19 protein-coding genes are annotated in these 26,311 nt (G+C 45.4%); 7 read left to right on the top strand and 12 right to left on the bottom strand.

Going from position 1 to position 26,311, the window contains the following annotated elements; translation table 11 throughout:
* Positions 1–9: 9 nt before the first annotated feature.
* The gene (locus ACO1PK_RS14360) at positions 10–1,530 is read right to left on the bottom strand and encodes an aldehyde dehydrogenase family protein (RefSeq protein ID WP_423186292.1); all 1,521 of its coding nucleotides are present in this window, start codon (positions 1,528–1,530) and stop codon (positions 10–12) included.
* 214 nt (positions 1,531–1,744) lie between these two features.
* Between ACO1PK_RS14360 and ACO1PK_RS14355 the strand changes: the two genes are divergently transcribed.
* Complete coding sequence (locus ACO1PK_RS14355; RefSeq protein ID WP_423186291.1) at positions 1,745–3,202, top strand: protein adenylyltransferase SelO; 1,458 nt, start codon at positions 1,745–1,747, stop codon at positions 3,200–3,202.
* An 8-nt stretch (positions 3,203–3,210) separates the two neighbouring features.
* On the opposite strand, the gene ACO1PK_RS14350 is transcribed toward ACO1PK_RS14355, so the two are convergent.
* On the bottom strand, positions 3,211–4,137 hold the full coding sequence (locus tag ACO1PK_RS14350) for a sodium-dependent bicarbonate transport family permease (protein ID WP_423186290.1): 927 nt from the start codon (positions 4,135–4,137) through the stop codon (positions 3,211–3,213).
* Positions 4,138–4,227: 90 nt separating this feature from the next.
* On the opposite strand from ACO1PK_RS14350, the gene ACO1PK_RS14345 reads away from it, so the two are divergent.
* Complete coding sequence (locus tag ACO1PK_RS14345) at positions 4,228–5,145, top strand: LysR family transcriptional regulator (protein ID WP_423186289.1); 918 nt, start codon at positions 4,228–4,230, stop codon at positions 5,143–5,145.
* On the opposite strand, the gene ACO1PK_RS14340 is transcribed toward ACO1PK_RS14345, so the two are convergent.
* A complete protein-coding gene (locus tag ACO1PK_RS14340) occupies positions 5,099–7,447 on the bottom strand; it encodes a putative bifunctional diguanylate cyclase/phosphodiesterase (RefSeq protein ID WP_423186288.1) in 2,349 nt (782 codons plus the stop codon). The genes ACO1PK_RS14345 and ACO1PK_RS14340 overlap by 47 nt on opposite strands.
* Positions 7,448–7,583: 136 nt before the next feature.
* Positions 7,584–9,131, bottom strand: a complete 1,548-nt coding sequence (locus tag ACO1PK_RS14335) for a methyl-accepting chemotaxis protein (protein ID WP_423186287.1) — start codon at positions 9,129–9,131, stop codon at positions 7,584–7,586.
* Positions 9,132–9,451: 320 nt separating this feature from the next.
* Here ACO1PK_RS14335 and sbcB point away from each other — a divergent pair, with 320 nt between their 5' ends.
* Complete coding sequence (gene sbcB / locus ACO1PK_RS14330; RefSeq protein ID WP_423186286.1) at positions 9,452–10,885, top strand: exodeoxyribonuclease I; 1,434 nt, start codon at positions 9,452–9,454, stop codon at positions 10,883–10,885.
* A 68-nt stretch (positions 10,886–10,953) separates the two neighbouring features.
* Positions 10,954–11,493 carry a YaeQ family protein gene (locus ACO1PK_RS14325; protein ID WP_423186285.1) on the top strand — a complete coding sequence of 180 codons (540 nt, stop codon included), beginning with the start codon at positions 10,954–10,956 and terminating at the stop codon, positions 11,491–11,493.
* An 81-nt stretch (positions 11,494–11,574) separates the two neighbouring features.
* Here the strand turns inward: ACO1PK_RS14325 and ACO1PK_RS14320 are convergent, their stop codons facing one another.
* The 3 genes from ACO1PK_RS14320 to apbC form a co-directional block, all read right to left on the bottom strand.
* Positions 11,575–12,150 (bottom strand): glutathione S-transferase family protein, encoded by a 576-nt coding sequence (locus ACO1PK_RS14320; RefSeq protein WP_423186284.1) that lies wholly within the window; start codon positions 12,148–12,150, stop codon positions 11,575–11,577.
* Between the two features lie 192 nt (positions 12,151–12,342).
* Positions 12,343–12,936 carry a dCTP deaminase gene (gene dcd / locus ACO1PK_RS14315; RefSeq protein WP_423186283.1) on the bottom strand — a complete coding sequence of 198 codons (594 nt, stop codon included), beginning with the start codon at positions 12,934–12,936 and terminating at the stop codon, positions 12,343–12,345.
* 2 nt (positions 12,937–12,938) lie between these two features.
* Positions 12,939–13,877 (bottom strand): iron-sulfur cluster carrier protein ApbC, encoded by a 939-nt coding sequence (gene apbC / locus ACO1PK_RS14310; protein ID WP_423186282.1) that lies wholly within the window; start codon positions 13,875–13,877, stop codon positions 12,939–12,941.
* Between the two features lie 127 nt (positions 13,878–14,004).
* Here apbC and metG point away from each other — a divergent pair, with 127 nt between their 5' ends.
* On the top strand, positions 14,005–16,071 hold the full coding sequence (metG, locus tag ACO1PK_RS14305; protein ID WP_423186281.1) for a methionine--tRNA ligase: 2,067 nt from the start codon (positions 14,005–14,007) through the stop codon (positions 16,069–16,071).
* Positions 16,072–16,144: 73 nt separating this feature from the next.
* A complete protein-coding gene (locus ACO1PK_RS14300; protein ID WP_423186280.1) occupies positions 16,145–17,590 on the top strand; it encodes an MFS transporter in 1,446 nt (481 codons plus the stop codon).
* A gap of 74 nt (positions 17,591–17,664) precedes the next feature.
* Here ACO1PK_RS14300 and ACO1PK_RS14295 read toward each other — a convergent pair whose 3' ends face one another.
* Together ACO1PK_RS14295 and ACO1PK_RS14290 are read right to left on the bottom strand one after the other, a co-directional pair.
* Positions 17,665–19,134 carry a hypothetical protein gene (locus ACO1PK_RS14295; RefSeq protein WP_423186279.1) on the bottom strand — a complete coding sequence of 490 codons (1,470 nt, stop codon included), beginning with the start codon at positions 19,132–19,134 and terminating at the stop codon, positions 17,665–17,667.
* A 22-nt stretch (positions 19,135–19,156) separates the two neighbouring features.
* Positions 19,157–20,164, bottom strand: a complete 1,008-nt coding sequence (locus ACO1PK_RS14290) for an NAD(P)H-quinone oxidoreductase (RefSeq protein WP_423186278.1) — start codon at positions 20,162–20,164, stop codon at positions 19,157–19,159.
* A 94-nt stretch (positions 20,165–20,258) separates the two neighbouring features.
* Here ACO1PK_RS14290 and ACO1PK_RS14285 point away from each other — a divergent pair, with 94 nt between their 5' ends.
* Entirely contained in the window at positions 20,259–21,464 is a 1,206-nt protein-coding gene (locus ACO1PK_RS14285; protein ID WP_423186277.1) for a class I SAM-dependent rRNA methyltransferase, read from the top strand.
* Positions 21,465–21,531: 67 nt separating this feature from the next.
* Here the strand turns inward: ACO1PK_RS14285 and ACO1PK_RS14280 are convergent, their stop codons facing one another.
* The 3 genes from ACO1PK_RS14280 to ACO1PK_RS14270 all read right to left on the bottom strand — a co-directional run bounded on the left by ACO1PK_RS14280 (position 21,532) and on the right by ACO1PK_RS14270 (position 26,250).
* Complete coding sequence (locus tag ACO1PK_RS14280) at positions 21,532–21,831, bottom strand: PilZ domain-containing protein (RefSeq protein ID WP_423186276.1); 300 nt, start codon at positions 21,829–21,831, stop codon at positions 21,532–21,534.
* A gap of 62 nt (positions 21,832–21,893) precedes the next feature.
* Positions 21,894–25,775 carry an ATP-dependent RNA helicase HrpA gene (gene hrpA, locus ACO1PK_RS14275; RefSeq protein ID WP_423186275.1) on the bottom strand — a complete coding sequence of 1,294 codons (3,882 nt, stop codon included), beginning with the start codon at positions 25,773–25,775 and terminating at the stop codon, positions 21,894–21,896.
* Between the two features lie 55 nt (positions 25,776–25,830).
* A complete protein-coding gene (locus tag ACO1PK_RS14270; RefSeq protein ID WP_423186274.1) occupies positions 25,831–26,250 on the bottom strand; it encodes a CBS domain-containing protein in 420 nt (139 codons plus the stop codon).
* Positions 26,251–26,311 lie beyond the last annotated feature (61 nt).

The raw sequence follows: 26,311 nt of genomic DNA, 5'->3' as shown, positions 1-26,311 counted from the left end.
AGATCGCGTTTAGAAGAACCCCATCGGATTGATATCGTAGCTTACCAGCATGTTTTTCGTCTGCTGGTAATGATTTAACATCATCTTATGATTCTCCCGACCCACTCCCGATTTTTTATACCCGCCAAAGGCAGCATGTGCGGGATAGTGATGATAACAATTGGTCCAGACCCTACCCGCTTCTAAGCCTCGGCCCATCCGATAAGCCAAATTCATATCGCGCGTCCAAAGCCCTGCGCCTAAGCCAAATTCTGAATCATTTGCAATTGCCAAGGCTTCTGCCTCATCTTTAAAGGTTGTCACCGACACGACAGGGCCAAAGATCTCTTCCTGAAAGACCCGCATTTTATTATGCCCTTTAATTAACGTCGGCTGGATATAATAGCCTGCAGATAAATCATCATTGAGCTGCTCTTTGTCTCCCCCTAATAAAATCTCCGCGCCTTCTGCCCGACCAATCGTAAAATAGTGCATAATTTTATCAAATTGCTGTGCCGAAGCCTGCGCACCAACCATGGTATCCGTATCTAAAGGGTTACCTCTTTTAATCAACTTGGTACGTGCAATCACTTTTTTGATAAAACGTTCATAAATGCTTTCATGCACCAGCAGACGCGATGGACAAGTGCACACTTCACCTTGATTGAAAAAAGCCAAAACCACGCCTTCGATACACTTATCCAAGTAAGCATCTTCATGGTTAAATACATCAGGGAAATAGATATTGGGCGATTTTCCGCCCAACTCTACGGTAGAGGGAATGATGTTCTCAGCTGCGCACTTTAAGATATGCGAACCTGTTGGAGTCGAGCCGGTAAAAGCAATTTTAGCGATCCTTTTACTGGTCGCCAACGCCTCGCCCGCTTCACGACCAAAGCCATTGACCACATTGAGTACACCGGCTGGCAGGAGATCAGCAATTAACTCGACAAATTTTAAAATAGACCATGGTGTTTGTTCAGCGGGTTTTAGCACAACACAATTACCACTTGCCAAAGCCGGCGCCAGTTTCCACGCGGCCATCAACAGTGGAAAATTCCATGGAATAATTTGCCCTACCACGCCCAATGGCTCATGGAAATGATAAGCAACGGTATTTTGATCAATTTCACCGATAGAACCTTCTTGGGCGCGAATGGCCGCGGCAAAGTAGCGGAAATGATCGACCGCTAAGGGCACATCAGCATTGAGCGTTTCTCGCACGGCTTTACCGTTATCCCAGGTTTCTGCAATGGCCATCATTTCTAAGTTCTGCTCTAATCTGTCGGCCACTTTCAGTAAAATATTTGAGCGCTGCGTCACGGACATTTTTCCCCATGCATCTTTAGCTGCATGGGCGGCATCCAAGGCTAACTCGATATCCTCGGCTGTTGAACGCGGAATTTGACAAAAAACATTGCCCGTTACCGGAGAAATATTCTCAAAATACTGCCCTTTTACCGGCGCCAGCCATTGACCGTTGATAAAGTTAGCATATTGCGCTTTTACAGAAACGAGCGCATCTGGCTGACCTGGTTGTGCATAAATCATGGTGTCTACCTCGTGTTAAGGTTTAATTTATTGAGCCCACCGCATAAAAAGCCCATCATTATTTTGTACGTTATATATTCTAGACCAGCATACTTAACTGCCTAGGTAAAAAAGACTGTACTTTGGTCGCAGTAAGCGGATTAATGACATTGATTGTCAGTAACCGAATACCCTAGTAAACTAGTCAACCATTTTTGATAACAGTGAGTTTGGCATGCAGCCGCTAATCAACGAACAAAGCTATCGGCAATTACCAAGTGACTGCTATGCAGATTGCCAACCTACACCGGTGAAAACACCGCAATATCTGGCGTTTAATCAGACGCTAGCTGCCGAGCTTGGCTTACCTGAAACATTTTGGGGAACAGAGGCAGGTTTGGGTTTATTTAGCGGTAATCAATTACCTGATTGGGCTTCCCCTCTGGCTCAGGCTTATGCTGGTCATCAATTTGCTAACTATGTGCCGCGCTTGGGCGATGGTAGAGCGATTTTGCTAGCAGAGCTGCGAAATCAAGCAGGCCAGTTGCAGGATGTACAGTTAAAAGGCGCTGGCCGTACCCCTTTTTCTCGGGGTGGCGATGGCCGCTCTCCAATAGGGCCGGTGATTCGGGAATATCTGGTCAGTGAAGCCATGCATGCGCTTGGTGTACCAACAACGCGAGCTTTAGCCGCTGTATCTAGCGGTGAATGGGTACATCGAGACGAAGCTCTGCCAGGCGCCATTCTTACTCGGGTAGCCAGCAGCCATCTTCGAATAGGCACGATGCAATATGCGGCAAACCGACAAGACCCTAGCGTAATTAAAACGCTCGCAGACTATGTGATCAGTCGGCATTACCCGAGCTGCCACACTGCAGAAAACCCCTATTTAGCGCTACTGCAAAAAGTAATTGACCGACAAGCCGCCTTAGTTGCACAGTGGATGAGTCTTGGCTTTATTCATGGCGTAATGAATACCGATAATATGACGCTTAGTGGTGAAACTATTGATTATGGTCCTTGCGCTTTTATGGAAAGCTATAACCCCACACAGGTTTTTAGCTATATCGATCAACAAGGGCGCTATGCGTATAAAAATCAACCCGCCGTTGCACAGTGGAACTTAGCGCGTTTAGCTGAAGCACTGCTGACGTTGATTAATACCTCTCAAGAGCAGGCCATTGCCTTAGCGGTGGATAGCTTGAATCGATTCCCGGAAATTTATCAACACTACTGGCTAACGCATTTTGCCGCTAAGTTGGGGATCAGCGCTGCAGAGTCCACAGATAAACTCTTGATCGATGATTTTCTGACACTGTTAGCCGAGAGCGACAGTGATTTTACTCTGTCCTTTCGTGATTTAAGCTCGCCGCAACAGGGCTATTTATCGCAGCAAGTTGCCCCTGAACGCTGGCAAGCTTGGCAATCACGTTGGCAAGATCGGCTTAAAGCAGAAGAGCGTCTAGGCCAAGATCCTCTGGCCTTAATGAACAAAACGAATCCAGTGTTAATTCCGCGCAATCATCTGATTCAGCGCGTGATTGATAATGTCACGACCACAGGTGATTTAACCCTCTTTAATCAACTGCATCGTCTCTGGCAAACCCCTTACAGCGCGACCACAGAAAATGCGCCTTTCCAACAACCGGCAGTACCACAAGAACGCGTTTGCCAAACATTCTGTGGTACTTAAGCAGCCACTTAGCTGGTGATCCAACTGAGGTAGAGCGGGATGCCAATTAAGATATTAAAAGGAAAACTAATGCCCAGTGCCGCGAGTAACGCTAAACCGATATCCGCCTGAGGGATCGCGGCGCGAATGGCAGCAGGCGCCGCAATATAGGAGGCGCTTGCCATTAACGTTGCAAGAATTAAGGTGCTACCTTGTGGTAAACTTAAGAGTGCCGCTAAACCAATCCCCAATAGGGCGAGCAACGGCGGCATGCAAAACGCAAACAGCATTAAGCGCCAGTAACGCCAAGGTAAAGGTTGGCACACTCTGGCAGTGCACAAGCCCATTTCTAATAAAAACAAGGCCAGTAAGGTCTTAAAGCCGCCAAATAAGATCGGCGAGATCTGCGACAGTCCCTCTGAACCATATAAAGCCCCAATCAGCATGCCACCGACTAACAATAACACCCCGCGACTGGTCAAGGCTTCATGTAAAATGGCAAGACCGCTCGCTTTACTGCCATTTAAATAGCGATAAAGCCATAACATCACCACTATCGCCGGTAATTCTAATAAGACTAAATACAAGGTCGTTTGAGGCGACATTAATAAATTATGGCTGGCTGCGACGGCAAGCACTACGGCAAAAGTACCCGCACTTACTGAGCCATAATGCGCGGCGATACTGGCAGCATTGGCGCTGTCTAATTTAACAAACTGTCTTAATAAGGGGTAAAGCAGTAAAGGCAGTAAAGCACCTGCCAGTACAATGGCGCCTAATTCTGGCAATAAAGGTAACAAAGGCACCCCATGCAACGCCATGCCGCCTTTGAGACCAATGGTTAACATCAGTAAGATTGATAGGGTTTCATATATTGGCACTGGTACTTTTAAGTCTGACTTTACTAAGCCAGCAATTAGCCCCAAAGCAAAAAACATGATTACAACATCAGGCATTATCAGCTCCTTTAATTTGCCAAAGATCTTGCCTGCTTAGTCGCCTTTGTGCTAATTAATAATATTGCCAATAGATATAGATAATTATAAATGGATCAGCGCCACCTGAGTTTTCGTTTGTTACAAGTTTTTCGTCAAGTAGTACAAAGTGGCAGTGTGACTGCCGCTGCACGCATCTTGCATTTGACGCAACCCACGGTATCTTTGCAATTAAAAAAGCTGGGGGACATCATTGGTGAACCGCTGTTTGATTACCAGCAACAAAAATTACAACTCACCGCTGCGGGTGAACTACTCTACCAAACGGTACAGGATATTGATGAACGGATATCCGAATTCACTCAGCAATTAAGCCAGCAACGATCGGGTAGCAGTGGCAGTATTTCGTTGGCGGTAGTCAATACAGCGCAATATTTGCTACCACAGATCTTAGCCGCCTTTGATCAAGCTTACCCTGCCGTACAGGTGACCCTGCATATTGGTAACCGAGCGCGAATTTTAGAACGCTTCGAGCAGCAACAAGATCATCTCTATTTATTTAGCCACCCGCCGCGTGGTGATAAAGTCCACGCCCATTCTGTTGTAGCGAATCCACTCTATATTGTCGCGCCAAAAGATCATTGGGCAGCGAAAGCTGTTGCCTTGAATTTTAATCAATTAGGAAAGGAGCGCTTTTTACTACGTGAACCGGGCTCTGCGACCCGGATGACGTTTGATGCCTGGCTAAGTAGCCAAGCAATAGAACTGCGACATAGCATGCAAATGGAAACCAATGAAGCCATACGACTTAGTGTCGTTGCGGGATTAGGCCTAGCAGTATTATCTGCACATACCTTATCACCCTATCTGCGACAACAGCTTGCAGTGCTTAATGTAGCGGGCTTCCCGTTAAGAAGTCACTGGTATCTCGTGCAGCATAGTAATAAACGCTTACCGCAAGCCGCACTAAAACTACAACACTTTATTGAACAACATCTTCGTGGTTGGCAGGATCCGTTACAGCAGTGAAATAATGTGTTTTTTCTGTTAGAAACGCCGTAAGCCAGTGACTAAACGCCTCTGCCGTAAGCGGTTTAGAAAAATAGTAGCCCTGAACTTGTTGGCAACCCGCAGCTAAGACGCGACTTAAACCGGCTTGATTTTCTAAGCCTTCTGCGGTCACTTTTAAACCAAGACCCCGTGCCAGTCTAGTGGTAGCTTGGACAATCAACTCATCTTGTAAATTATGTTCAATATCTTTGATAAAGGCACGATCGATTTTAACCTCATGTACAGGTAAGCTTTTTAAATAGGCTAGCGAAGATTGTCCGGTACCAAAATCATCAATGGCCAATTGAATACCTGTGTCCTTTAATTGCTGCAAATTACCGATGGCTTTATTGGTATCTTGCATCACGGCACTTTCAGTTACTTCCAAGCTCAGTGCCGAAACAGGTACTTGCTTTGCGGTTAACCAAGCCAAAATTTTTGCGGGTAATTGCTCATCAAGCAGATCATCCGCCGATAAATTTACAGCAATACACAGATCTGGATGACTCGGTAACCAATTCGCTAACTGCGCAATCACGTTCTGTAACATCCAATGCGAAATTAAACTGATATTGCCAGATCGCTCCGCTAATAAAATAAATTCAATAGGAGAAATAAACCCTAACTCGGGGTGCTGCCAGCGAATTAAGGCTTCTGCACTGACGGCACGTTGTGCCACTATATCGACTTTAGGCTGGTAAACAATAAACAGCTGCCCACTAGTAAGAGCATGGGGTAAATCACGAATGATCGTCAGTTCACGTTGATGGCTCTCATCTTGACCGCTTTGATAAAGTGCCAGCGCAACACCTTGTTGTTTTGCTGAATTCAAAGCAATACCCAAACGTCTTAAAACCGTATTGACGTCCTCTTCAGCTTGCAGATAACGATAACCACCACAAACGAGTGACAAACTAATAATTGAGCCAGACAAGTCAAAAGGTCGGCTCAATTCTGCTAATAACAAAGCCACATCATCCTCGGTTAAACCAGAGGCAAGCACTAACAAAAACTCATCTGCGCCTAACCGAGCGGCGAAACGTATCTGGGTATTGTCCTGCAAACGTGTTGCTAGCTGTTGTAACAGCATATCGCCATTACTAAAACCAAAACTGGCATTAACATGCTTAAATTTGGCGATATTAAGTTGCAGTAATTGGCCTGAGGCTTCATTTAAAATCTGCGGTAAATGTTTATCTACCGCCAAGCGGTTACCAAGCCCCGTCAAAGGATCACGTTGCGCTTGCTGTTTTAGCTCGGTCTCACGTTGAAAGATGGCATTACGCATCACGGATAAGGTATTAGCGAGCAGCCCAATCTCTGCCAGCTTTACCGAAGGCGGCGCGATATTCGCGCCTTGACCAATAGCCGTGGCAAACTTAACCAATTTATCTAGAGGTCGAGTAACACTGCGTGTGTAAAAAAAAGCAATGACTAAGGCCAATGCAAGGCCAAGGCTAAATATTTGAAATAATTGACTACGCAAGCGTTGATAATTAGCCAACCAACGCTCATTAGGCAGATGTAAAAAAGCCCATAATTGCTGTTGTTGATCCAAAGAAAAGGTCTGTGCAATATAGTTTAGCGGTAAATCCGCAACAATTTTTTCATCGCTTAATACTGATTGTACTAACTGTTGTGTTACCGCTTGCTGTAAATCTTCACTGAGCGTCGAGCTAATAATAATGTCCTGAGCATAACTTTTCTGACTAAAACTAACATCCAGCCCAGTAATAGCTTGAATTTGTAACGCTAGCTGCGCATCAACAGCAAAACCCATTCCAACCCAGGCAATAACTTGCGGCGCGCGTACAGGAACCAATACAATTTGATAGGCGTCATTTTCTATACTGACAATATCGGCAAAAGCGCCTTGGCTTGCTTGAGCCTGTTGGAAACGTTGCTGCAACGTCGTGTCATCGGCTATAGGTAAAGTTGAGGCAAGCAGGCGTCCATCTAATGAGAATAACAGCGCCAGATCAGCATTAATTCTAGCACCATGATTGTCCAACACACTTTGAATGGTAGCTTGCTCTGCCGTAGCCACAGCCTGCCGAAAACCAAAATCAGCGGCTAATAGTCGCACACTACTAGTTAACTGATCACTACGTACCTGTAAGGTTTGTCTAAAGACATTAGTGGCAACTTTGAGAATTTGTCGAGCTTGTTGTTCACTGTCCTGGCGCATGGTATTCAGTGTCGCGTAACCCGTTACCAGTGCTAAGAATAATAGCAATGCGACTAACAAAAAGGTTAACTGGCTGCGCAGTGAACTCAACATCAACTCTACCTTATCAAACCATCTCAGACTTTAGCGCAAAGCAAGACTTAACGTGCCTAATGTGGCGCTATAATTACCTACCCTAGGTGAGGTTAGCATGCCTCTCATTGACCTAAGAGGCAATTATTATTCATTATTAACGCTTAAAACGATGCACTAAATCAGCCAGATCATCTGATACTGCTTTTAGCTGACTAAGAGCGTTAGCTGCTTGATTAGCCGCTTGAGTGCTCTGCTCCGCTAATGCAGAAATACTCACCACCTGCCGGTTAATGTCATCCGCTACATGAGCTTGCTCTTCCACAGCCGCAGCCATTTGTGTTGACATATTCGCAATATGATTCACCGAAGATTTGATACCAGTAAGCATTTCACCACTTTCTAGCACTTTTTGTAAACCCGCATCAGCATCATTAGCGCCTTGTTCAGCCACCAGTACCGCAGTGCCGGCTCTGGCGGTCAGTTCAGCCACGATGCCATAAATGTCTTTGGTTGACTGTTGTGTCCGCTGCGCCAAATTACGCACCTCTTCTGCCACCACAGCAAAGCCCCGACCTTGTTCGCCAGCGCGAGCCGCTTCAATAGCCGCGTTTAACGCCAGTAAGTTGGTTTGATCTGCAATCTGTTCAATCAATTCTGCCGCAGTGGCAATCTTACCGGTTTGTTCAGACACATCCGTCACCGAACGACCAATACTCGCCACCGTATCCCGTAATTTTTCAATTGAATTTCGGGTCACTTCAGCAATTTGATTGCCTTTTGTTGCCAAATGATTGGCTTTATCGGCTTGAGTTGCGGTATCGCTGACATGGTGGGCCACTTCTGCAATGGTTGTACTCATTTGATTCATGGCAGTGGCGACTTGCATTGTTTCAGCTTGTTGACGATCGATTTCCGTGGTCGCGCCCTTCATTAACGCTAAGCCACGTTCAGAGTAATCCGCGACACTCTGCGCCGCATGTTCAATCCGCGTTAACATTGTCGACAAATGCGCCCGCTCACTTAAAATGCTGACTTTTAATGCGCCAGAAACAGAATGGTCATCTGTATAACTTTGCACAGCGAGCATATCTTTAAACGCACCAGGCAGTAGAATATCTAATTCACTAAACAGCTTTTGCCGACGCAGTTGGAAAAACAGCACTAAGCTGATTAAACCTGTTATAGCAACCCATTGCGCCACGGCCAAACTCACCCAAAACCAGGCCGCCAAAAACAGCAACACAGTGACGAGACTAATAAGCACGGCGGCGTCCGGCAGTGTCCGTGTTTGTCCACCAGCATTAATTTTTTGGTATAGCTTTTCAGCACGGGCGACATCCTGCTCTTTAGGGCAAGTGCGAACCGATTCGTAACCAACAATTTGGCCTTTTTCGCTAATCGGCATCACATAGGCATCCACCCAATAATAATCACCATTTTTACAGCGATTCTTCACCAAGCCCATCCAAGACTTACCTTGTTTAAGATAAGACCACATATTGGCATAGGCAGCAGGCGGCATATCTGGATGACGCACTATATTATGAGGCTGGCCAATTAGCTCCGTTTTACTATAACCACTTATTGCAACAAAGGCGTCATTACAATCTGTAATAATACCTTTAGTGTCGGTTACCGAAATAAGTCTCTGTTCTGGTTTAAAGGTTCTACGTTGATTCGTGACCGGCAAGTTTTTTCTCATTTTTTCAACCTTTACGCAGTCTTTGGCTGCAAGCCTATTACTACCTATTAATGCTATGGCCATGGAACGCAATTTTTCGTCACAGCGTCCACACATTTGCTATAACGCCTTAATAGCGACATCTCATAGCACTCTTACATTTATATCTAATTCAATATCATAGCAGAAATATTATAGGTACACCTGTTATAACAGCAAGTCTGTTGAATTCAACCTGTGCGCATCGGAGTAATTACGATACTATTATCTACTTAAACGTCATAACTCAGCACACGTGCCAGCTCGCTATTAGTAAGCTCTATTTATATACAAGGTTAGATATGGATACTTTACCGTCTTTGTATTTTTATGATTTTGAAACTTGGGGAGTAGATCCAAAACGCGATCGTCCAGCCCAATTTGCCGGCATTAGAACCGATTTAGAGCTGAATATTATTAGCGAGCCCGATATGTGGTATTGCCAATTAGCCAATGATTATTTGCCACACCCAGCAGCAGCCTTAATCACCGGTTTAACCCCCCAACTCTGTAATAAGAAAGGCTTACCTGAAACCGAATTTATGCAGAATATTTTGGCCGCGTTTAGCCAACCTAATACTTGTGTACTCGGTTATAACAGTTTGCGCTTTGATGACGAGGTAACGCGTTACAGCTTATACCGTAATTTTTATGAGCCCTACGGCCGTGAATGGCAGCATGGTAATAGCCGCTGGGACTTAATTGATGTGATTCGCGCCTGTTATGCCCTAAGGCCAGCAGGTATCATTTGGCCACTAAAAGAAGACGGCAGTCCAAGCTTCAGATTAGAAGACTTAACCAAGATAAATGGTTTAGCCCATGCAAACGCTCACGATGCCCTGGCTGATGTCTACGCAACGATTAGCATGGCAAAGCTTGTTAAAACACAACAGCCGAAGTTATTTGCTTACTTATTCGAACTAAGAAAAAAACAAAAAGTCAGTGAGCTGATTGATGTGGCAGGTTTAACCCCGTTGGTTCATGTCTCGTCCAAATTTCCTGCAATACAAGGTTGTGTCAGTTGGATAGTGCCTTTGGCTTTTCATCCAACGAATAAAAATGCGGTAATTTGTTATAACTTACAGCATGATCCAACGCCATTACTGGACGATGATCTTGAGACCTTACAGAGAAAACTGTTCCAAAAAACCGCCGATTTAGCTGAGGGGGAACAACGCCTTGGCTTAAAGCTACTACATCTGAATAAATGCCCGGTTCTCGCTAATGCTAAAACCTTAACCGTAGAACGTGCTACAGAATTAGGTATTGATCGCTCCACCTGTCTGCGTCATTTAGAATGGTTTAAACAACACCGTGAGGTACAACAAAAAGTACTTGCGCTATATGACCAGCAAGCGGCATTTGCAGCAGAGACGAACCCTGATTATCAACTCTACGCAGGGTTTATTAATGAAGCAGATAAGCAAAAAATGCAGCTCCTGCATCAACAAGACCCTCTGCTGCTAGCAGCCGAGCCACCGGTGTTTAGCGATGAGCGATTAAATCGTCTGCTGTTTTTATACCGCGCAAGGAATTATCCTTTGACACTGACGGACAGTGAATTACAAAAATGGCAACGTTATCGCACCGATAAGTTAATGCAAGGTGTGGATAACCCTAATTTAACTTTTGAGCAGTTTAGCCTAGCCTTGGAAAATTTGGCGCATCAACACAGTGACGATGAGCGCAAATTGGCCATTTTGAAAGCACTTTATCACTATGCGACCACGCTTTAGCTAACGGGTCATTTAAGGCTAAAAAGGCATTATGCTATAATGCCTTTTTGTATTTATCGGAACAAATTATGGCACTTAAAGCCACAGTGTTTAAAGTTCAATTACAAATTGCCGACATGGATCGGCATTATTATGCTGATCACAGCTTGACCTTAGCGCAACATCCTTCAGAAAATAATGCTCGCATGATGGTACGCTTGCTGGCTTTTGCGCTCAATGCCAGTGAAAACTTACACTTTACTAAAGGCTTAAGTAGCGAAGAAGAACAAGCTGAACTGTGGGAGCTGACGCTAGAGGGTACCATTGCGTTATGGGTAGAATTTGGTCAAGCCGATGAAAAGTGGCTACGCAAAGCCTGTAACAGAGCACAGCAAGTACAGTTATTTTGCTATGGCGGACGGGTTGTGCCCATTTGGTGGAAACAACATAGTGCTGCCCTCGCCCGTTATCAAAACCTCAGTATCCTCGACATTCCTGAAGACGCTGTTAACGCCATGGCTACCATGGTAAACCGTAATATGAGTTTGCAATGTAATATCAGCGAAGGACAAATATGGCTGTCCGACACTCAACAAAGTGTGTTAATTGAACCGGTCAAACTTAAGTAAACTATTGTCACTTCAAATAAAATCAGTTTATACCATCACCCGAGAAAAACACTGAACAGGTGATGGTATTAGTATCATGGGTTAGCTTAACCGAGGATCACTCTCTGCTATGGCACTTTGTTGTTGATTATTTTTTACAAAGGCCAACAAGGCTGGATAATCCTCTAACTCCAACAGCTCTCGGAACAATATCCAATCTAATAAGCAATAAAGCGACATCGCAATATAATTCCAGTCACTAAATTCTTGATTCGCGGCTTGCTGTTCTAACACAAAGAGTGAAGCGGCAATACGCTCTTTTTGTGCATTGAAAAATAAACGATCTTCGCTAGTATCCAATCCGCTTCGCTGACAGAGAAATAACGAAACCAACGAATCGTTCACCGCGTTAATCACGGTGAGCTGATTTTCTTGGTACCAGCTTAGAGGCGTTAATTGAAGCTGTGCAGCTAGAAAGCGGTAGATGACGCCAGAGTCAAAAATAACCTTACCATCGTGTTCGAACATAGGGATCTTTAAGGTTGGATTTAAGGCCAGTAATTGCTGTCGATCCGCCTCGGCAAAGATCTGCATATTCACAAACTCATAAGAATGATTAGCAAGTAATAGACGAAGACGTCTGACATAGGGTGACGTTTGTGAGCCGTAAAGTTTCATAGCACTCCTTAAAGCAGGTCAACTACCGTTTTTAAAATTAACAAAATGCGCAAATAAACAAAAAAATACGCAATTTTCTTGGCACAACATTGCCAAGCTATGCAACTTTATTGCATAATCATCACGCTTCATTTTTGCTTTATAAGCTTTTCTGCCCACGCCTTGCGTGGGCTTTTTATTTTGCGTCGTTAACTAGCTGGTTTTATCATCTTGGCCAATCCGACTCGCTACAGCGCCGGTTTGTTCTTTGTATTTGGCATCCGTTCTCTTGTTATAGGGACGATCGGCTGGCCCTGTCATTAGCTCAAAGTTTAGGGCACCAATTTTCATCTGCGGCCTTAAGGCTAAGGGCAATTTACCACTATTATAAAATTCCAGCACAATATTGCCCGACCAACCCGGATCGATCCGATGCGCGGTAACATGCACCATTAAACCCAGCCGAGCTAAAGATGAGCGACCATCTAACCAGCCAACAATGTCTGCCGGTAAAGTGACTGACTCTAACGTCACGCCCAAGGCTAATTCTGCTGGGTGCAAGATAAAAACGCCGTCTTCGGCGAGTACAATTTCATCACTCATTACGGAATTTAGCGCGGCATCAACCTCGGCTCGCGGGCCACTTAAATCAATAAAGGGTGCGGCATGCGCCTGAAAAACGCGAAATTTATTGCCTAAACGGATATCCACACTGACCCCACTGATCATATCAGCGTCAGGTTGCGGGGTAATCCGTATTTTGTCTTCCGCCAGATAGCGTTCAATATCGCGGTCACATAATCTCATTTTTAGTCATCCGTTATTATAATCTCTACCGCAACAGGCTGCGGTAGCTCGCCACTTAAACGCTGTAACAGCGTCCGGCTAATATTTTCGTAAAGGTCTTTCAGCTGCACATCGCCTGCCGATAATGCTACGCCATTATCGGCTTGTAAGCGAATAGTCCCTTGCAAAGGTAGTTGTCCCAGCACCGCTACGTTATGGCGCTGTGCTAATGTTAATCCTCCAGCAGAGCCAAACACATCATCATGGTTGCCACAGCTTGGACAAAGATAGAAACTCATATTTTCAACCAATCCCAACAACGGAATTTGTACCTGATTGAACATGGCAATGGCTTTTTGGGCATCGGCTAACGCCAGATCTTGCGGTGTCGTCACAACCACTGCGCCGGTTACTGGCAATTTTTGCGATAAGGTCAATTGAATATCACCAGTACCCGGTGGCATATCGATTAACAAGACATCCAATTCTGGCCAAAGCGTTTCATTAAGCAATTGCAAAAGTGCCTGACTGGCCATGGGACCGCGCCAGACAGAAGCCTGAGCTGGGTCCACTAAGAAACCAATAGATTGCAAGGTCACGCCATGGCGCGTCAATGGCAGCATCAGTTTATTATCGGGCGAGGTGACTTTTTCACCTTGCAAAGCAAAAAGTGTTGGCACTGAGGGCCCGTAAATATCGGCATCTAATAAACCGGTACGCACGCCTAAAGCAGCGAGCGCCATGGCTAAATTTGCCGCTGTCGTAGACTTACCTACCCCACCTTTGCCAGACGCGACCAAGATAATCGTTTGAATCTGTTTAAAGGCTGGCTCTCGAAGCCGGAGCATATCAATTTGCCGAGCTACATGATCCTGCTCGGCAACCTTTGCTGGCGTGTCGACAGTAGAAGCTAGCCCGTTTTTCACCTGTGCTGTTGCTGATTTTTTCAGCCAATTAAACATTATTACTCCAAAACGTTGCTACACACGCAATTTATCTGGCAAATGTACTTTGCCGGATGCGATTTTACGGTGGCTATAGTATCATTACATCACATATTTTCAGTTATTTATGCAAGAGCTATTATCAATGTCAATACGGAAAATCTTGATCACCAGCGCCCTACCTTATGCTAACGGCCCAATCCATCTCGGCCATTTACTGGAATATATCCAAACCGACATTTGGTCGCGTTTTCAAAAAGCTCGTGGCCATGAATGTTACTACGTTTGTGCCGATGATGCGCATGGCACCCCCATTATGCTCAAAGCGCAACAGCAAGGGATCAGTCCAGAGCAGATGATTGCCCAGACCAAAATCGAGCATATGGCCGATTTTGCTGACTTTGCGATTGCATTTGATAACTATCATTCAACCCATAGTGCTGAAAACCGTTTTTTCGCCGAGCAAATTTATAACCGCTTAAATGCGGCCGGCCATATCAAACGCAAGACCATCAGTCAGTTGTACGATCCACAAAAAGAGATGTTTTTGCCGGATCGCTTTGTGAAAGGTGACTGTCCTAAATGTGGCGCCTTAGATCAAAACGGTGATAGTTGTGATGTTTGTGGCGCGACTTATAGCCCAACAGAAGTAAAGAATCCGCGCTCTGTGGTATCAGGCGCAACGCCGGTGTTAAAAGATAGCGAGCATTATTTCTTCGATTTGCCTGCTTTTGCTGAAATGCTGCAAGAGTGGACCCGCAGTGGTGCACTGCAAGAGGAAATGGCGAATAAACTGCAAGAGTGGTTTAAAGATGGCTTGCAAATGTGGGACATTAGCCGTGATGCACCTTACTTTGGTTTTGAGATACCCGATGCACCAGGCAAGTTCTTTTATGTCTGGTTAGACGCGCCTATTGGCTATCTGGCCAGCTTTAAGAATTTATGCGACAAAACCGGTATCGACTTTGACAGCTTTTGGGCCAAAGACGCTGAGGCTGAAATTTACCATTTCATCGGTAAAGACATTATTTATTTCCACAGCTTATTTTGGCCAGCGATGCTACACGGCGCAGGCTATCGTAAACCTAATGCCATTTTTGCGCATGGTTTTGTCACCGTCAATGGCGCAAAAATGTCGAAGTCACGGGGTACCTTTATCAAAGCCCGGACTTATCTAGAGCATTTAGATCCAGAATATTTGCGCTATTATTTCGCCTCAAAGCTTACCAGTGGTATCACAGATTTAGATCTCAACTTAGACGATTTCACGCAAAAGGTAAACGCGGATCTAGTCGGTAAAGTTGTTAATATTGCCAGTCGTTGTGCGGGTTTTATTAGTAAACGCTTTGCTGGTCAGCTGTCTGCCAATTTAGCCGAACCGGCGCTTTTTGCCGATTTTATCAAGGCAGGTGACAGCATAGCGCAAAGCTATGAGCAACGTGAATTTGCCAAGGCCATTCGCGATATCATGGCGCTAGCAGATAAGGCCAATCAATATATTGATGCTAAAGCGCCTTGGGTATTGGTTAAGGATGAAGCAAAGCAAACGGAAGCACATGACGTTTGCTCAATGGGCTTGAATTTATTCCGCGTGTTAATGCACTATCTTAAACCGGTATTACCCAAGATGGCGGCCGATACCGAAGCATTTTTAAATACAGAGCTGCTCTGGGCTAATTTTGAATCGCCCCTACTAAATCATGCGATTAATCCTTTTAAAGCCTTGATGCAACGCGTTGATCCATTAAAAGTACAAGCGATGGTCACGGCCTCTCTAGAAAACTTACAACCGACTGTCGACAGTGTGGACACTAACTCTAAGACGACTCATCAAGACAGTAGCGACTCGGGCGAAGCTGCTATGGATCGCGATCCTATCAGCGAGACAATTAGCATTGATGATTTTCTTAAAGTCGATTTACGCATAGCAAAAATCATTGCCGCGAGCGCAGTAGAAGGTGCAGATAAACTAGTGCAACTCACTTTAGATATCGGGGCGGGTGAAACTAGACAAGTTTTTGCTGGCATTAAAGCCGCCTATAGCCCAGAGAGTTTAATTGGCAGACAAACTGTTATGGTGGCGAACTTAGCTCCGCGTAAAATGCGCTTTGGCTTATCCGAAGGGATGGTTCTGGCCGCAGGTCCCGGTGGTAGTGACATTTTCCTGTTAAGTCCAGACAACGGCGCTACTCCCGGTATGCGGGTAAAATAATGTGATTATGCAAGCTATCTTGAAACAGATAGCGGCTAAATACTGTTAGGGTTAATCGGTAAGAGGTTACAGGATGTCATCACCGTTTCGCAGTTTTTCATCATTATTCTCCACGACGCTCATTATGGTGCTTGGTGCGGGCTTACTGACGACTTACCTTGGCCTTTCCTTAGCGAGGGATGGTGTTGCACAACTGTGGATCGGTGCCATGATGTCTGCTTACTACTTTGGACTTGTTGTAGGGTCTAAAGTGGGCCATCGCTTAATTGCTAGAGTTGGGCATATTCGAACCTTTGTAGCCAGTGCCGGGATCGTCACCGCCTCGGCGCTCGGTCATGCCCTAACAGACGTATTAGAAATTTGGTTAGTGTTAAGACTCATAGTCGGTACTGGCATGATGTGCCAATACATGGTGCTGGAGAGTTGGCTAAATGAACAAGCAGAAAGTAATCAGCGAGGTACCGTATTTGCAGGTTATATGATTGTCTCTTATCTCGGGATGATTGGTGGCCAAACGCTGTTATCATTTTTTCCTGAATTAGGATTACAACCCTTACTCTTAGTTGGGATCTGTTATGCCTTGTGTATAGTGCCAATTGCCCTAACCCGTCGTATTCACCCACAACCGCTGCACCCAGCTCCCCTGAAAATACTGACGTTTTGGCGTAAAGTACCACAATCACTGACGACTATCCTAATTGCTGGCGGTATCTCAGGGTCGTTTTATGGTTTAGCACCCGCTTTTGCAGCAGGTACAGGGTTAAGCAATGCCGAGGTCGCGACCTTTATGTCCGTGACCATTCTGGCGGGGTTACTCTCGCAATGGCCAATGGGCAAGTTATCTGATCGGATCCCGCGCAGTCGCTTGCTACGTTTTAATAGTGCCGTGCTAGGGCTACTAGTATTGACAATTTCTTTGCTACCACTAACAGGATGGATCTTGTTATTAATGACCTTTTGCTTTGGTATTCTCGCTTTTACGCTTTATCCATTAGCAACAGCTCTTGCCAATCAGAATATAGAACAAAACGAACGTGTCGCGTTGTCGGCGACGATCTTACTCACCTTTGGTATTGGTGCCACACTTGGCCCGCTACTTGCGTCCTTTTTAATGCAATTATTGGGTAACACTATGCTGTATTTATATATGGCGGTGTGTTGTCTCATTCTGTTTTTGCGTCTTACCCAAGTTAATTACAATCAAAAAATCGCTAAAAAACTGTTAGCGCAACAACAGTCATCAGATTATCAAGTCGCCTCAGGGGATTTAGTTTCTTCGCCCTTAGGTGCCGCCCTCGATCCGAGGGTAGATGAAGAGCTGGTACAACAACAAATGCGTGATGAACCTAGTAGTGAGCTGGATCCCTCCACCACAGCGCAAGCTGAGACCAAGGATACGGTGCAAAGCAACGCAGACCAATCATTTGAGCACGTTGAGCATGTTGAGCATGTTGAGCATGTTGAGCACGAAAACGACACAGCTGCGAAAACGTCAAGCCATACTACCAAAGAAACTTAAATCAGCACTCCTCTTGCCCTAGCCACAAGTACTACTTTTTGGCTAGGGCAATGATCAAGCAACAAAGTGCTTCATTAATTTTGTAGCATTGCCGCTTTATTCCATAAATTTTGATTTTTCTGGTTTATAAAGTATTCGTCTGGGTGCCAGCAACGCGGTAACAAAGGCGAGCTCATGCGCTCTTCAAAGTTATACACCAGCTTGCGCATAATTTCTAATAAGCGTTCTTCAGGAATAAATTCTAGCTTACGCCTAGCCTGCGGAAAGTACAGGTTATTCTCCGCACTGATCACGCAACCTCGCGCTGAAGCTTGATAGGTTAAACTGTAAGTTACAATACGGCAGATGGGCTTTTTAAGTTCAGGTGGATAGAGTCCTGTGACAATGGCGTACTCATAGCGCTCCATATCATGGCCATCCGAGTCTTTCGGTATATAAGGCACACCATAGCCTTGTGGAAACATGCCAACAATACGTAAAAATGCCACCACAGCCTGTTGATCTAACTTCGCTTGCTCAGCGCTTTTCTCTAAAGCCAAAGCCGCTTTCGGTAAATCTTCATAATTGTAAACCAACTTGGTTGAGAGAATCATCGAAGTATAAATTTGCGGAATTTTTAGTATGTTACCAAGCTCACTGGCAGGGCGAGCAGCTTGTTTAATTAAAGCAATAATCAGTTCCCGTTTTTCAATTTCAGTTTGTAAAAAACGATCACGTTCTTCTTTATCACGCCCCATATAGCGGCCTGTACCAAGTGCTTCCTGCACATAACTTAAGGTCGCATTATAATTTGCCTGCAAATAAGTAATACGCTCCTGCGCATCTAATTCACGAAACTCATCAAAAGTCCCCTCTGGCCCCTTTAAGATGGCTAAACAACTAGGATGACTGCGGCCAATATCCTGCAAGATAGCAGCCATCAGTACGGGTACATGCACATCATCACGATAAGGATGGTATTCAGTGTCATCGTGATAGTGCAGATGCTTGCTTTGCTGAAAACGGTCAATAATAAAAGGATTATCAATTAAACCATCCAACACTAAACGATCCAGAAAACGAATACTTAATATCGCTTTGTATAAATGCCGAGCTTTTTGATTTTCTTTTTGAATATTTTTACCCCGCGTAGGGCAAATTAGCTGAATAGTCCCGAGCATTTTTGCTGAATAGCTATTTGTTTCCGTAAAAGTGTCACCTTGACACAGGGATAAAATATCCCGGCATAATTGTTGTAGCGCCTGAAAACGTAAAAAATTATTCTCTTCAATCTCTTCTTCTAAAGTTTTTTGTTGGGCTTCTGCCAAACGTAAATTACGCGTAATTGCAGCCTGATTCGCCTTACTGGATTGTTGCTGACGATTCTCGAATAGAAACAGTTGCTGCTGTGCATTAGCTAGCTGTTGTTGTCTTTGCTCTTGCCCAGCAAACCAGCTTACTGCCTGCTCATAAATAGAATCTTGTAGCGCGCTATTGTGATAAATACGCTCAATAAGCCGTTGTACTACTTTTGCATAAGCGGCTTTACCAAAACTTAGTGCCATGCTTTTGAATATCCTTAAAAAATTAAATCGAAAAATCCAACACTAACTTACCTATGGTTTGATTAGCGCTAAGTAAAGCATGCGCCGCCTCAGCTTCAGTGATTGCAAATTGCCGATCAATAACTGGGGTAATTTCGGCTTGTTCTAGCGCATGAGCAAAGTCGTCTTGGAAATCAGCCGTTAATTTAGCTTTATAGGCAGCATCACGATTGCGTAATGTTGAGCAGAGCATTCGACCCCGCTTTCGAAACAGCAATGATAAATCAAACTCGGGGATAAAACGACCTCCCATCATGGCATAAATAACAATCATACCATCCATTGCGAGTATCTTTATATCTTCTGCGAGATAATGCCCTACAACTGGGTCAAGAATCAGATTTACTCCCTGTGGCCAAAACCGAGTTAATGACTCTGCAAAAGGCTGCTCACGATAATTAATTGCAAGATCCGCACCCAAAGCAAGACAGGCTGCCACTTTCTCTGCCGAACCTACGGTCACTGCCACGTCTAGACCTTTGGCTTTAGCTAATTGAATAGCAGCAGTGCCTACTCCACTCGCCCCAGCGTGAATTAATACGCGTTGACCAGCGGTGGCCTGCCCGATAGTAAAAAGCAGTTGGTAAGCGGTTAAAAAGGTTTCTGCTGTTGCTGCAGCTTGCTGCATCGACCAGTTACTAGGCACCGGCATTGCCTGTGCAGCAGGGAGTAATACATATTCGGCATAACCTCCCCCGTTAACCAAGCCAAAAACACGCTGTCCGACATAATGTTGTAAGCTGGGATCGCCCACAGCGACAACAGTCCCCGCGGCTTCAAGCCCCAGAATGTCGCTATCCCCTGCGGGGGGTGGATACAAACCCTGACGCTGCATCAGATCTGCACGGTTGATACCGCAAGCGGCCACTTTTAGTAATAACTGCCCTGCTGTAGGAACGGGTACCGGTAAGTGCTGTAAATGCAGCGTACTCTGCTTGCCTGGGGCTGCCACGACCACGGCTTGCATTTGCTGGGGAATAGAATGATTCATAGACGCCTTTCTGTCTTTCGCACGAATTTACTTTAGCTTTGGCTGGCTCTTCTCTAAAATGCAACATTTAGTCTAGCACAGCGTATTTCAGAACATGAATAAATCCCCAAATTTGCCAGCCATCATATTACAAGAAGGCCGCGAAAAAGCACTTAACCGTCGTCACCCATGGTTGTTTTCTAATGCCATAGACAAAGTTATCAATACCCCGAATCGTGGCGATACCGTTGAAGTCTTAAGTAGTAAAGGCCAATGGTTGGCTCGAGCGGCTTATTCACCCAGCTCCCAAATCCGCGCCAGAATTTGGACCTTTAATGAAGCAGAAACTATCGATCTAGACTTTTTCGTGCATAAAATCAGCCGCGCTTGGCAATTACGGCAGAGCCTTTTTAACGAGCAAGACACCAATGGTATCAGAGTGATTGCCGCAGAGTCTGACGATTTACCGGGTGTCACCATTGATAAATATCAAGATGTACTGGTAGTACAACTGCTGTCTGCCGGTGCTGATGCCAAACGCTCACTCATTGTGAAAGCTTTACAACAGGTCTTCCCTGCACACGGTATTTATGAGCGCTCCGACGTGGATGTCCGCAAAAAAGAAGGATTAAAACCTGTTACGGGCTGGTTACATTTACCCAAAGAGACAGGCGAAGTACTGATTAAAGAACATGGCATGTCTTTGCTGGTGGATATCATTCAAGGTCACAAAACCGGTTTTTATCTTGATCAACGCGCCAGCCGCGCAGCCGTGAAGCGCTTTGCTCAGGACGCGGACGTTTTGAACTGTTTCAGCTACACCGGCACCTTTGCGGTAGCAGCGTTAACCGGGGGCGCTCGTCATGTCACCAACGTCGATATGTCAGAATTAGCCTTAACAACTGCAACCCGAAATGCAGAGCTCAATCAACTTGATCTGAGTAAATTAACCAATATCAAAGCGGATGTCTTTAAACTACTGCGCCAATATCAAGAGCAAGGTAAGCAGTTTGATCTCATTATTCTGGACCCACCAAAGTTCGCGGAAAATAAGTCGCAACTAAATAGCGCTTGCCGAGGTTACAAAGATATTAATCGTGTCGCCATGCAACTGGTTAAGCCGGGCGGTTTATTATTTACCTTTTCTTGCTCCGGTTTAATGGAAGAAGCCTTGTTTCAAAAGGTAGTTGCGGATGCTGCTTTGGATGCACGGCGCGACTGTCTGTTTATTGAACGCTTACAACAAGACAGTGATCATCCTGTTGCCAGCTTTTTCCCAGAAGGCTATTACCTGAAAGGACTGATCTGTAAAATTTACTAATAAAAGCGCCAGCCTTACGCTGGCGTTGCTTTTCATGCCAAGATGGCAGGCAGATACAGGAGCGGCTTTAATTCAATTCAACAAAAGCCAAGCCTAAGTTGTAGCAGGCTTCATTGTCTTGACTACAGCGCATAACCTTTGCGGTGGCATCGAGCGGTGCTACGCTGGCATTCGGTGATTCTAACCTTACCCGCACTAAGAGTCCCATTTCCACAGGCTCATCAATTTCAACCGACATGCCTGATGCACTCAGATCCCGACACACGCCATCGATAACGCGGGCAGCTTCTGGATCATTAATCATCAACTTCACATCTGCATTCACCATCATCCGATAGAAATGTCGATTGTCTCCACGATTCAGCATAATCACTCCTTTTTTAGGCAACCTACTTTATCTTAGCAAGCTGGTTGAATGCTGCAACAAGATTATTTTAGCTCCTGCACCGCATTAAGGATCCTTTTAAGTGATATCGGATACGGCGTACCTAATTGCTGAGCATGCTGCGACACCCTAAGCTCTTGTAACATCCAACGAATTGCTGATACCTCTTCCGGTACCGGTTGGCCAGCAAACTTACCTAACAGCTGGGTATAGGCTGTCTCGGCTTTTTGATATTCGTGCATTAATAAGCGATCACGGTTTGGATCAACAGGCAGTTTTTCCAAGCGTTTTAACATGGCCGCTAAATAACGCTGAATATCCTCTAGCTTATTGGCACCATGAGTACTGACAAAGCCTTTAAAAATCAGCTGCTCCAGCTGTGCTTTGACATCGGCTTGCGCCTGATAATGCGCTAAGTCTACCTTCCCCTTCAAGCGCTTTTGAATATCATGGTACAGCGTTAAAATGGCTTCGACTTTCAAGGCAATCTGTCTTACCTGCTCACCTAAATTGGCGCGCAGCTGCTCACGTACCATCTGAAAACGCTCAGCATCTTGCACGGGCAGCGACTGAGTTATAAGCTCATCCGTTGCCGCCGCGATACAATCATCAATCAAATCCAGTACCTTACCAAAAGGGTTAAAGTACAAGCCTAACTTGGCTTTATTCGGAAGGGATTCTTGCAAATACTTAACCGGAGATGGCACATTTAATAATAATAAACGCCGCAAACCTTTAATATGTGCTTGCTCTGCTCGCTGTGGATTATCCAGTAGACGAATAGCGACACTCTTGCCTTCATCAATCAGCGCTGGAAAGGCTTTAATTTCAAAACCGGCTTGCACTTTGATATATTCTTTAGGTAACTCACCAAAGCTCCACTCGGTTAACGCCGTTTGTTCAATCCCCTGCTCTGCGACTTCACTTAAACTCTGTTGTACTGCCCCTTGCAGTTGTTGCTTGAGTAAGCGTAATGAGCGGCCTTGCGCGACTAAGTTATGTTCATCCAGAATTTTAAAATTCATTTTTAAGTGCGCTGGCAAGCTGGTGAGATCCCATGCATCTTCTGGGATGGTGACACCCGACATCCGTTTTAACTTAGCTGTCAATGCTTCGAGTAAGGGGATCTCACTGGGTTCAAGACTCTGCAAAACCGCGTCTGCATAATTTGGCGCGGGCACAAAGTTACGCCGATATTGCTTTGGCAAAGATTTAATCAGCGCCACTAACAAGTCATGCCGCAGTGCCGGTATTAACCAATCAAATCCACGGTCTTCTAACTGATTAAGTAATGCCAACGGAATTAATACACTGATCCCATCATCTGGCTCGCCCGGGGCAAAATGGTAAGCCAATGGCAACGTCAGGTTACCCTGTAGCCAGGTTTCTGGAAACTTGGCTGCGGTGATATCAGAGGCATCGCGCTGATATAGCGTCTCGGGGTCAAAATTTAGAAAATCAGGCTGTTGCTGACGTTGTTTTTTCCACCATTTACTAAAATCGATACGATTGTTGGCCCAAACGGGGAGCCGTTCGGCATAAAACGCCGCTAGCGCGTCATCATCAATCAGAATATCGCGCCGCCTAGATTTTTCTTCTAAGTTTTGTACTTGCGCAATTAATTGCTGATTATGCGCTAAAAAGGCTTCGTTCAAGCCAAGCTCACCGTTGACGAGGGCTTCGCGGATAAAAATGTGATGTGATACCGCCTCATCAATTTTGCTATAGAGCACGGGGCGCTTACCGACAATAATAACGCCATACAGTGAGACTTGTTCAAAGGCGACCACTGCGCCTTTTTTCTTTTCCCAATGCGGTTCACTGTAGCTACGATTCACTAAATGTAATGCCAGTGGCTCTACCCATTCAGGCTCAATTTTTGCCAAGGTTCTGGCATATAAGCGACTGGTTTCTACCCATTCTGCCGCCATAACCCATTTCGGTTTGCGTTTAAACAGATGGCTACCAGGAAAAGCGTAAAAGCGGGTTTGCCGTGGCCCTAAATAATCGGCGTCACTATCACGACAGCCAATTTGCCCCAGTAAACCGGTTAAAATGGCGCTGTGTAACGCCTGATAGCTTGGTGCAGACGCATTGATTTTAAGCTGCTGCTCTTGGGCAAGCTGAGTGAGTTGCGCAACGAGATCTTGCCATTCTCTGACCCGCAAATAGTTTAAACACTCTTGCTTACAAAGCCGGCGGAATTGGTTATTACTGAGTAGCTCTTGTTGCTGCTGTAGGTAATCCCACAGTTTTAGCCAGCTGGCAAAGTCAGAATCGACATCAGCAAAGCGTCCATGTAGCTCGTCTGCTTTTTGCTGTTTATCTAAAGGCCGTTCACGGGGGTCTTGAATAGACAAAGCCGCCACTATCACCAGACTTTCTTTAAGTGCGCCTGTTTCACTGGCTGCTATGACCATCCGCGCTAAGCGAGGGTCGATGGGTAAGCGCGTCAGCTGCCGGCCAAGTGCGGTTAAGCGCAACGTTGCTTTACCACTGAGTTTTTCTACGGCACTTAACTCTTCTAATAATTTAATACCATCATTAATAAAACGGCTATCGGGTTTTTGTAAAAACGGAAAGGAGGCAATATCGCCCAGTCCTAGCGCCAACATTTGCAAAATCACCGACGCGAGATTGGTTCTCAGAATTTCCGGATCGGTAAATTCTGAGCGGCTTAAAAAATCCTCTTCGCTGTACAAGCGAATACAAATACCGGCGGCAACACGACCGCAACGGCCTTTTCGCTGATTGGCACTGGCTTGGCTAATCGCTTCTATCGGTAATTGTTGTACTTTCGAACGATAACTGTAGCGAGATAAACGTGCAGTTCCAGGATCAATAACATAGCGAATACCCGGTACGGTGAGCGAGGTCTCTGCCACATTGGTGGCGAGCACGATGCGGCGACCGGCATGACTTTGAAAAATCCGATTTTGCTCTGTCGCACTTAAGCGCGCATACAAAGGCAAGACTTCGGTATGCGGGAGTTTGAGTTTTTCCAAGGCATCGGCGGTATCACGAATTTCCCGCTCACCATTTAAAAAGATTAAAATATCACCCGGTGGCTCACGATAGAGTTCTTCTACAGCATCAAAAATGCCCTGTAGTTGATCCGCATCTTTATCATCTAACTCACTGTAGGGCCGATAACGGGTTTCTACTGGATAAGTACGACCAGACACTTCGACGATAGGTGCATCAAAAAAATGCTTGGAAAATCGTTCAGGATCGATGGTCGCAGAGGTAATGATAACTTTTAGATCAGGTCTTTTCGGTAGTAACTGTTTTAAATAACCTAACAAGAAGTCAATATTCAGGCTACGTTCGTGGGCTTCATCAATAATCAGGGTGTCGTACTGATTTAAAAATTTATCCTGCTGCATTTCGGTGAGCAAAATACCATCGGTCATCAACTTCACTAAGGTTTGTTGATTTGTTTGATCGCCAAAGCGAATTTTATAACCGACCTGCTGGCCCACCTGACAATTCAGCTCCTCCGCCAAACGTGCACAGACACTGCGCGCCGCAAGGCGGCGAGGCTGCGTATGACCAATAGTCCCAGCCACGCCGCGACCTAGTTCAAGACATATTTTGGGGATCTGAGTGGTTTTGCCTGAACCGGTTTCACCAGCAATAATCACAACTTGATGTGCAGCAATGGCGGCTTTAATGTCGTCTTTTTTTGCCACTACCGGCAGTTCTGCTGGATAGTTTAATGCGGGAACGGCTGCCAGACGACTTTGCCGCAGCGCGATGGAGCGCGCTTGCTCAGCCGCAAGACGTGGCATTACGTGTTGTTGTTCAGCGGCCGTAGCGGTTTTAAGTTGATTGAGTTTGCGACGCAGCTTAAATTGATCTTGCAGTAAACAACTGCCAAGCTTGGTATAAAGTTCGTTTAGAGAAAGAGAAGCTGTAGCAGACAAAATAACGCCCTCGGATTTCAGAGGGCGCAATGCTACCAAGGAACCCGAGCTAAGGCTAGCCTACCTTGCCGTAATGTGAGTGCAGTTCTTTGTCAATAGCGGCTAACACATCTGTACGCGAGATAATTCCGAGTAAATAGCCATCGTCATCCACCACAGGATAGAGCTTCGGCTTGGCTTTTAACATGGTCTGCGCTAAGTCAATAATGCCGTCGTAATCTTTCACCGTAATCACGGCAGTTTGCATCACATCAGCGACGCTTGATGCTTGCTGGTCGTGATAAGTGGACATCAACATCCGCGCCAAACAATCTTGCTCTGAAATAAAACCGATGATCTTACGTTTATTATCAATCACCGGGCCACCCGTTTGCCGCCCTTTGATCAAGCGTTCGACCGCTAACTCTACCGGCATGTCTAGCTCAAAGGTAACCGGGTGACGATTCATATAGTCTGCAACTTTTAATAGATCCATAAGCTACTCTCCCCCAAATACTCAGCTTAAGCATAGTCTAAGCGGGCGAATTTGCTGCAGA

Source organism: Alishewanella sp. d11 (assembly GCF_049390205.1).
Lineage (GTDB): Bacteria > Pseudomonadota > Gammaproteobacteria > Enterobacterales > Alteromonadaceae > Alishewanella.
This window is presented reverse-complemented; position numbering and strand designations above follow the sequence as displayed.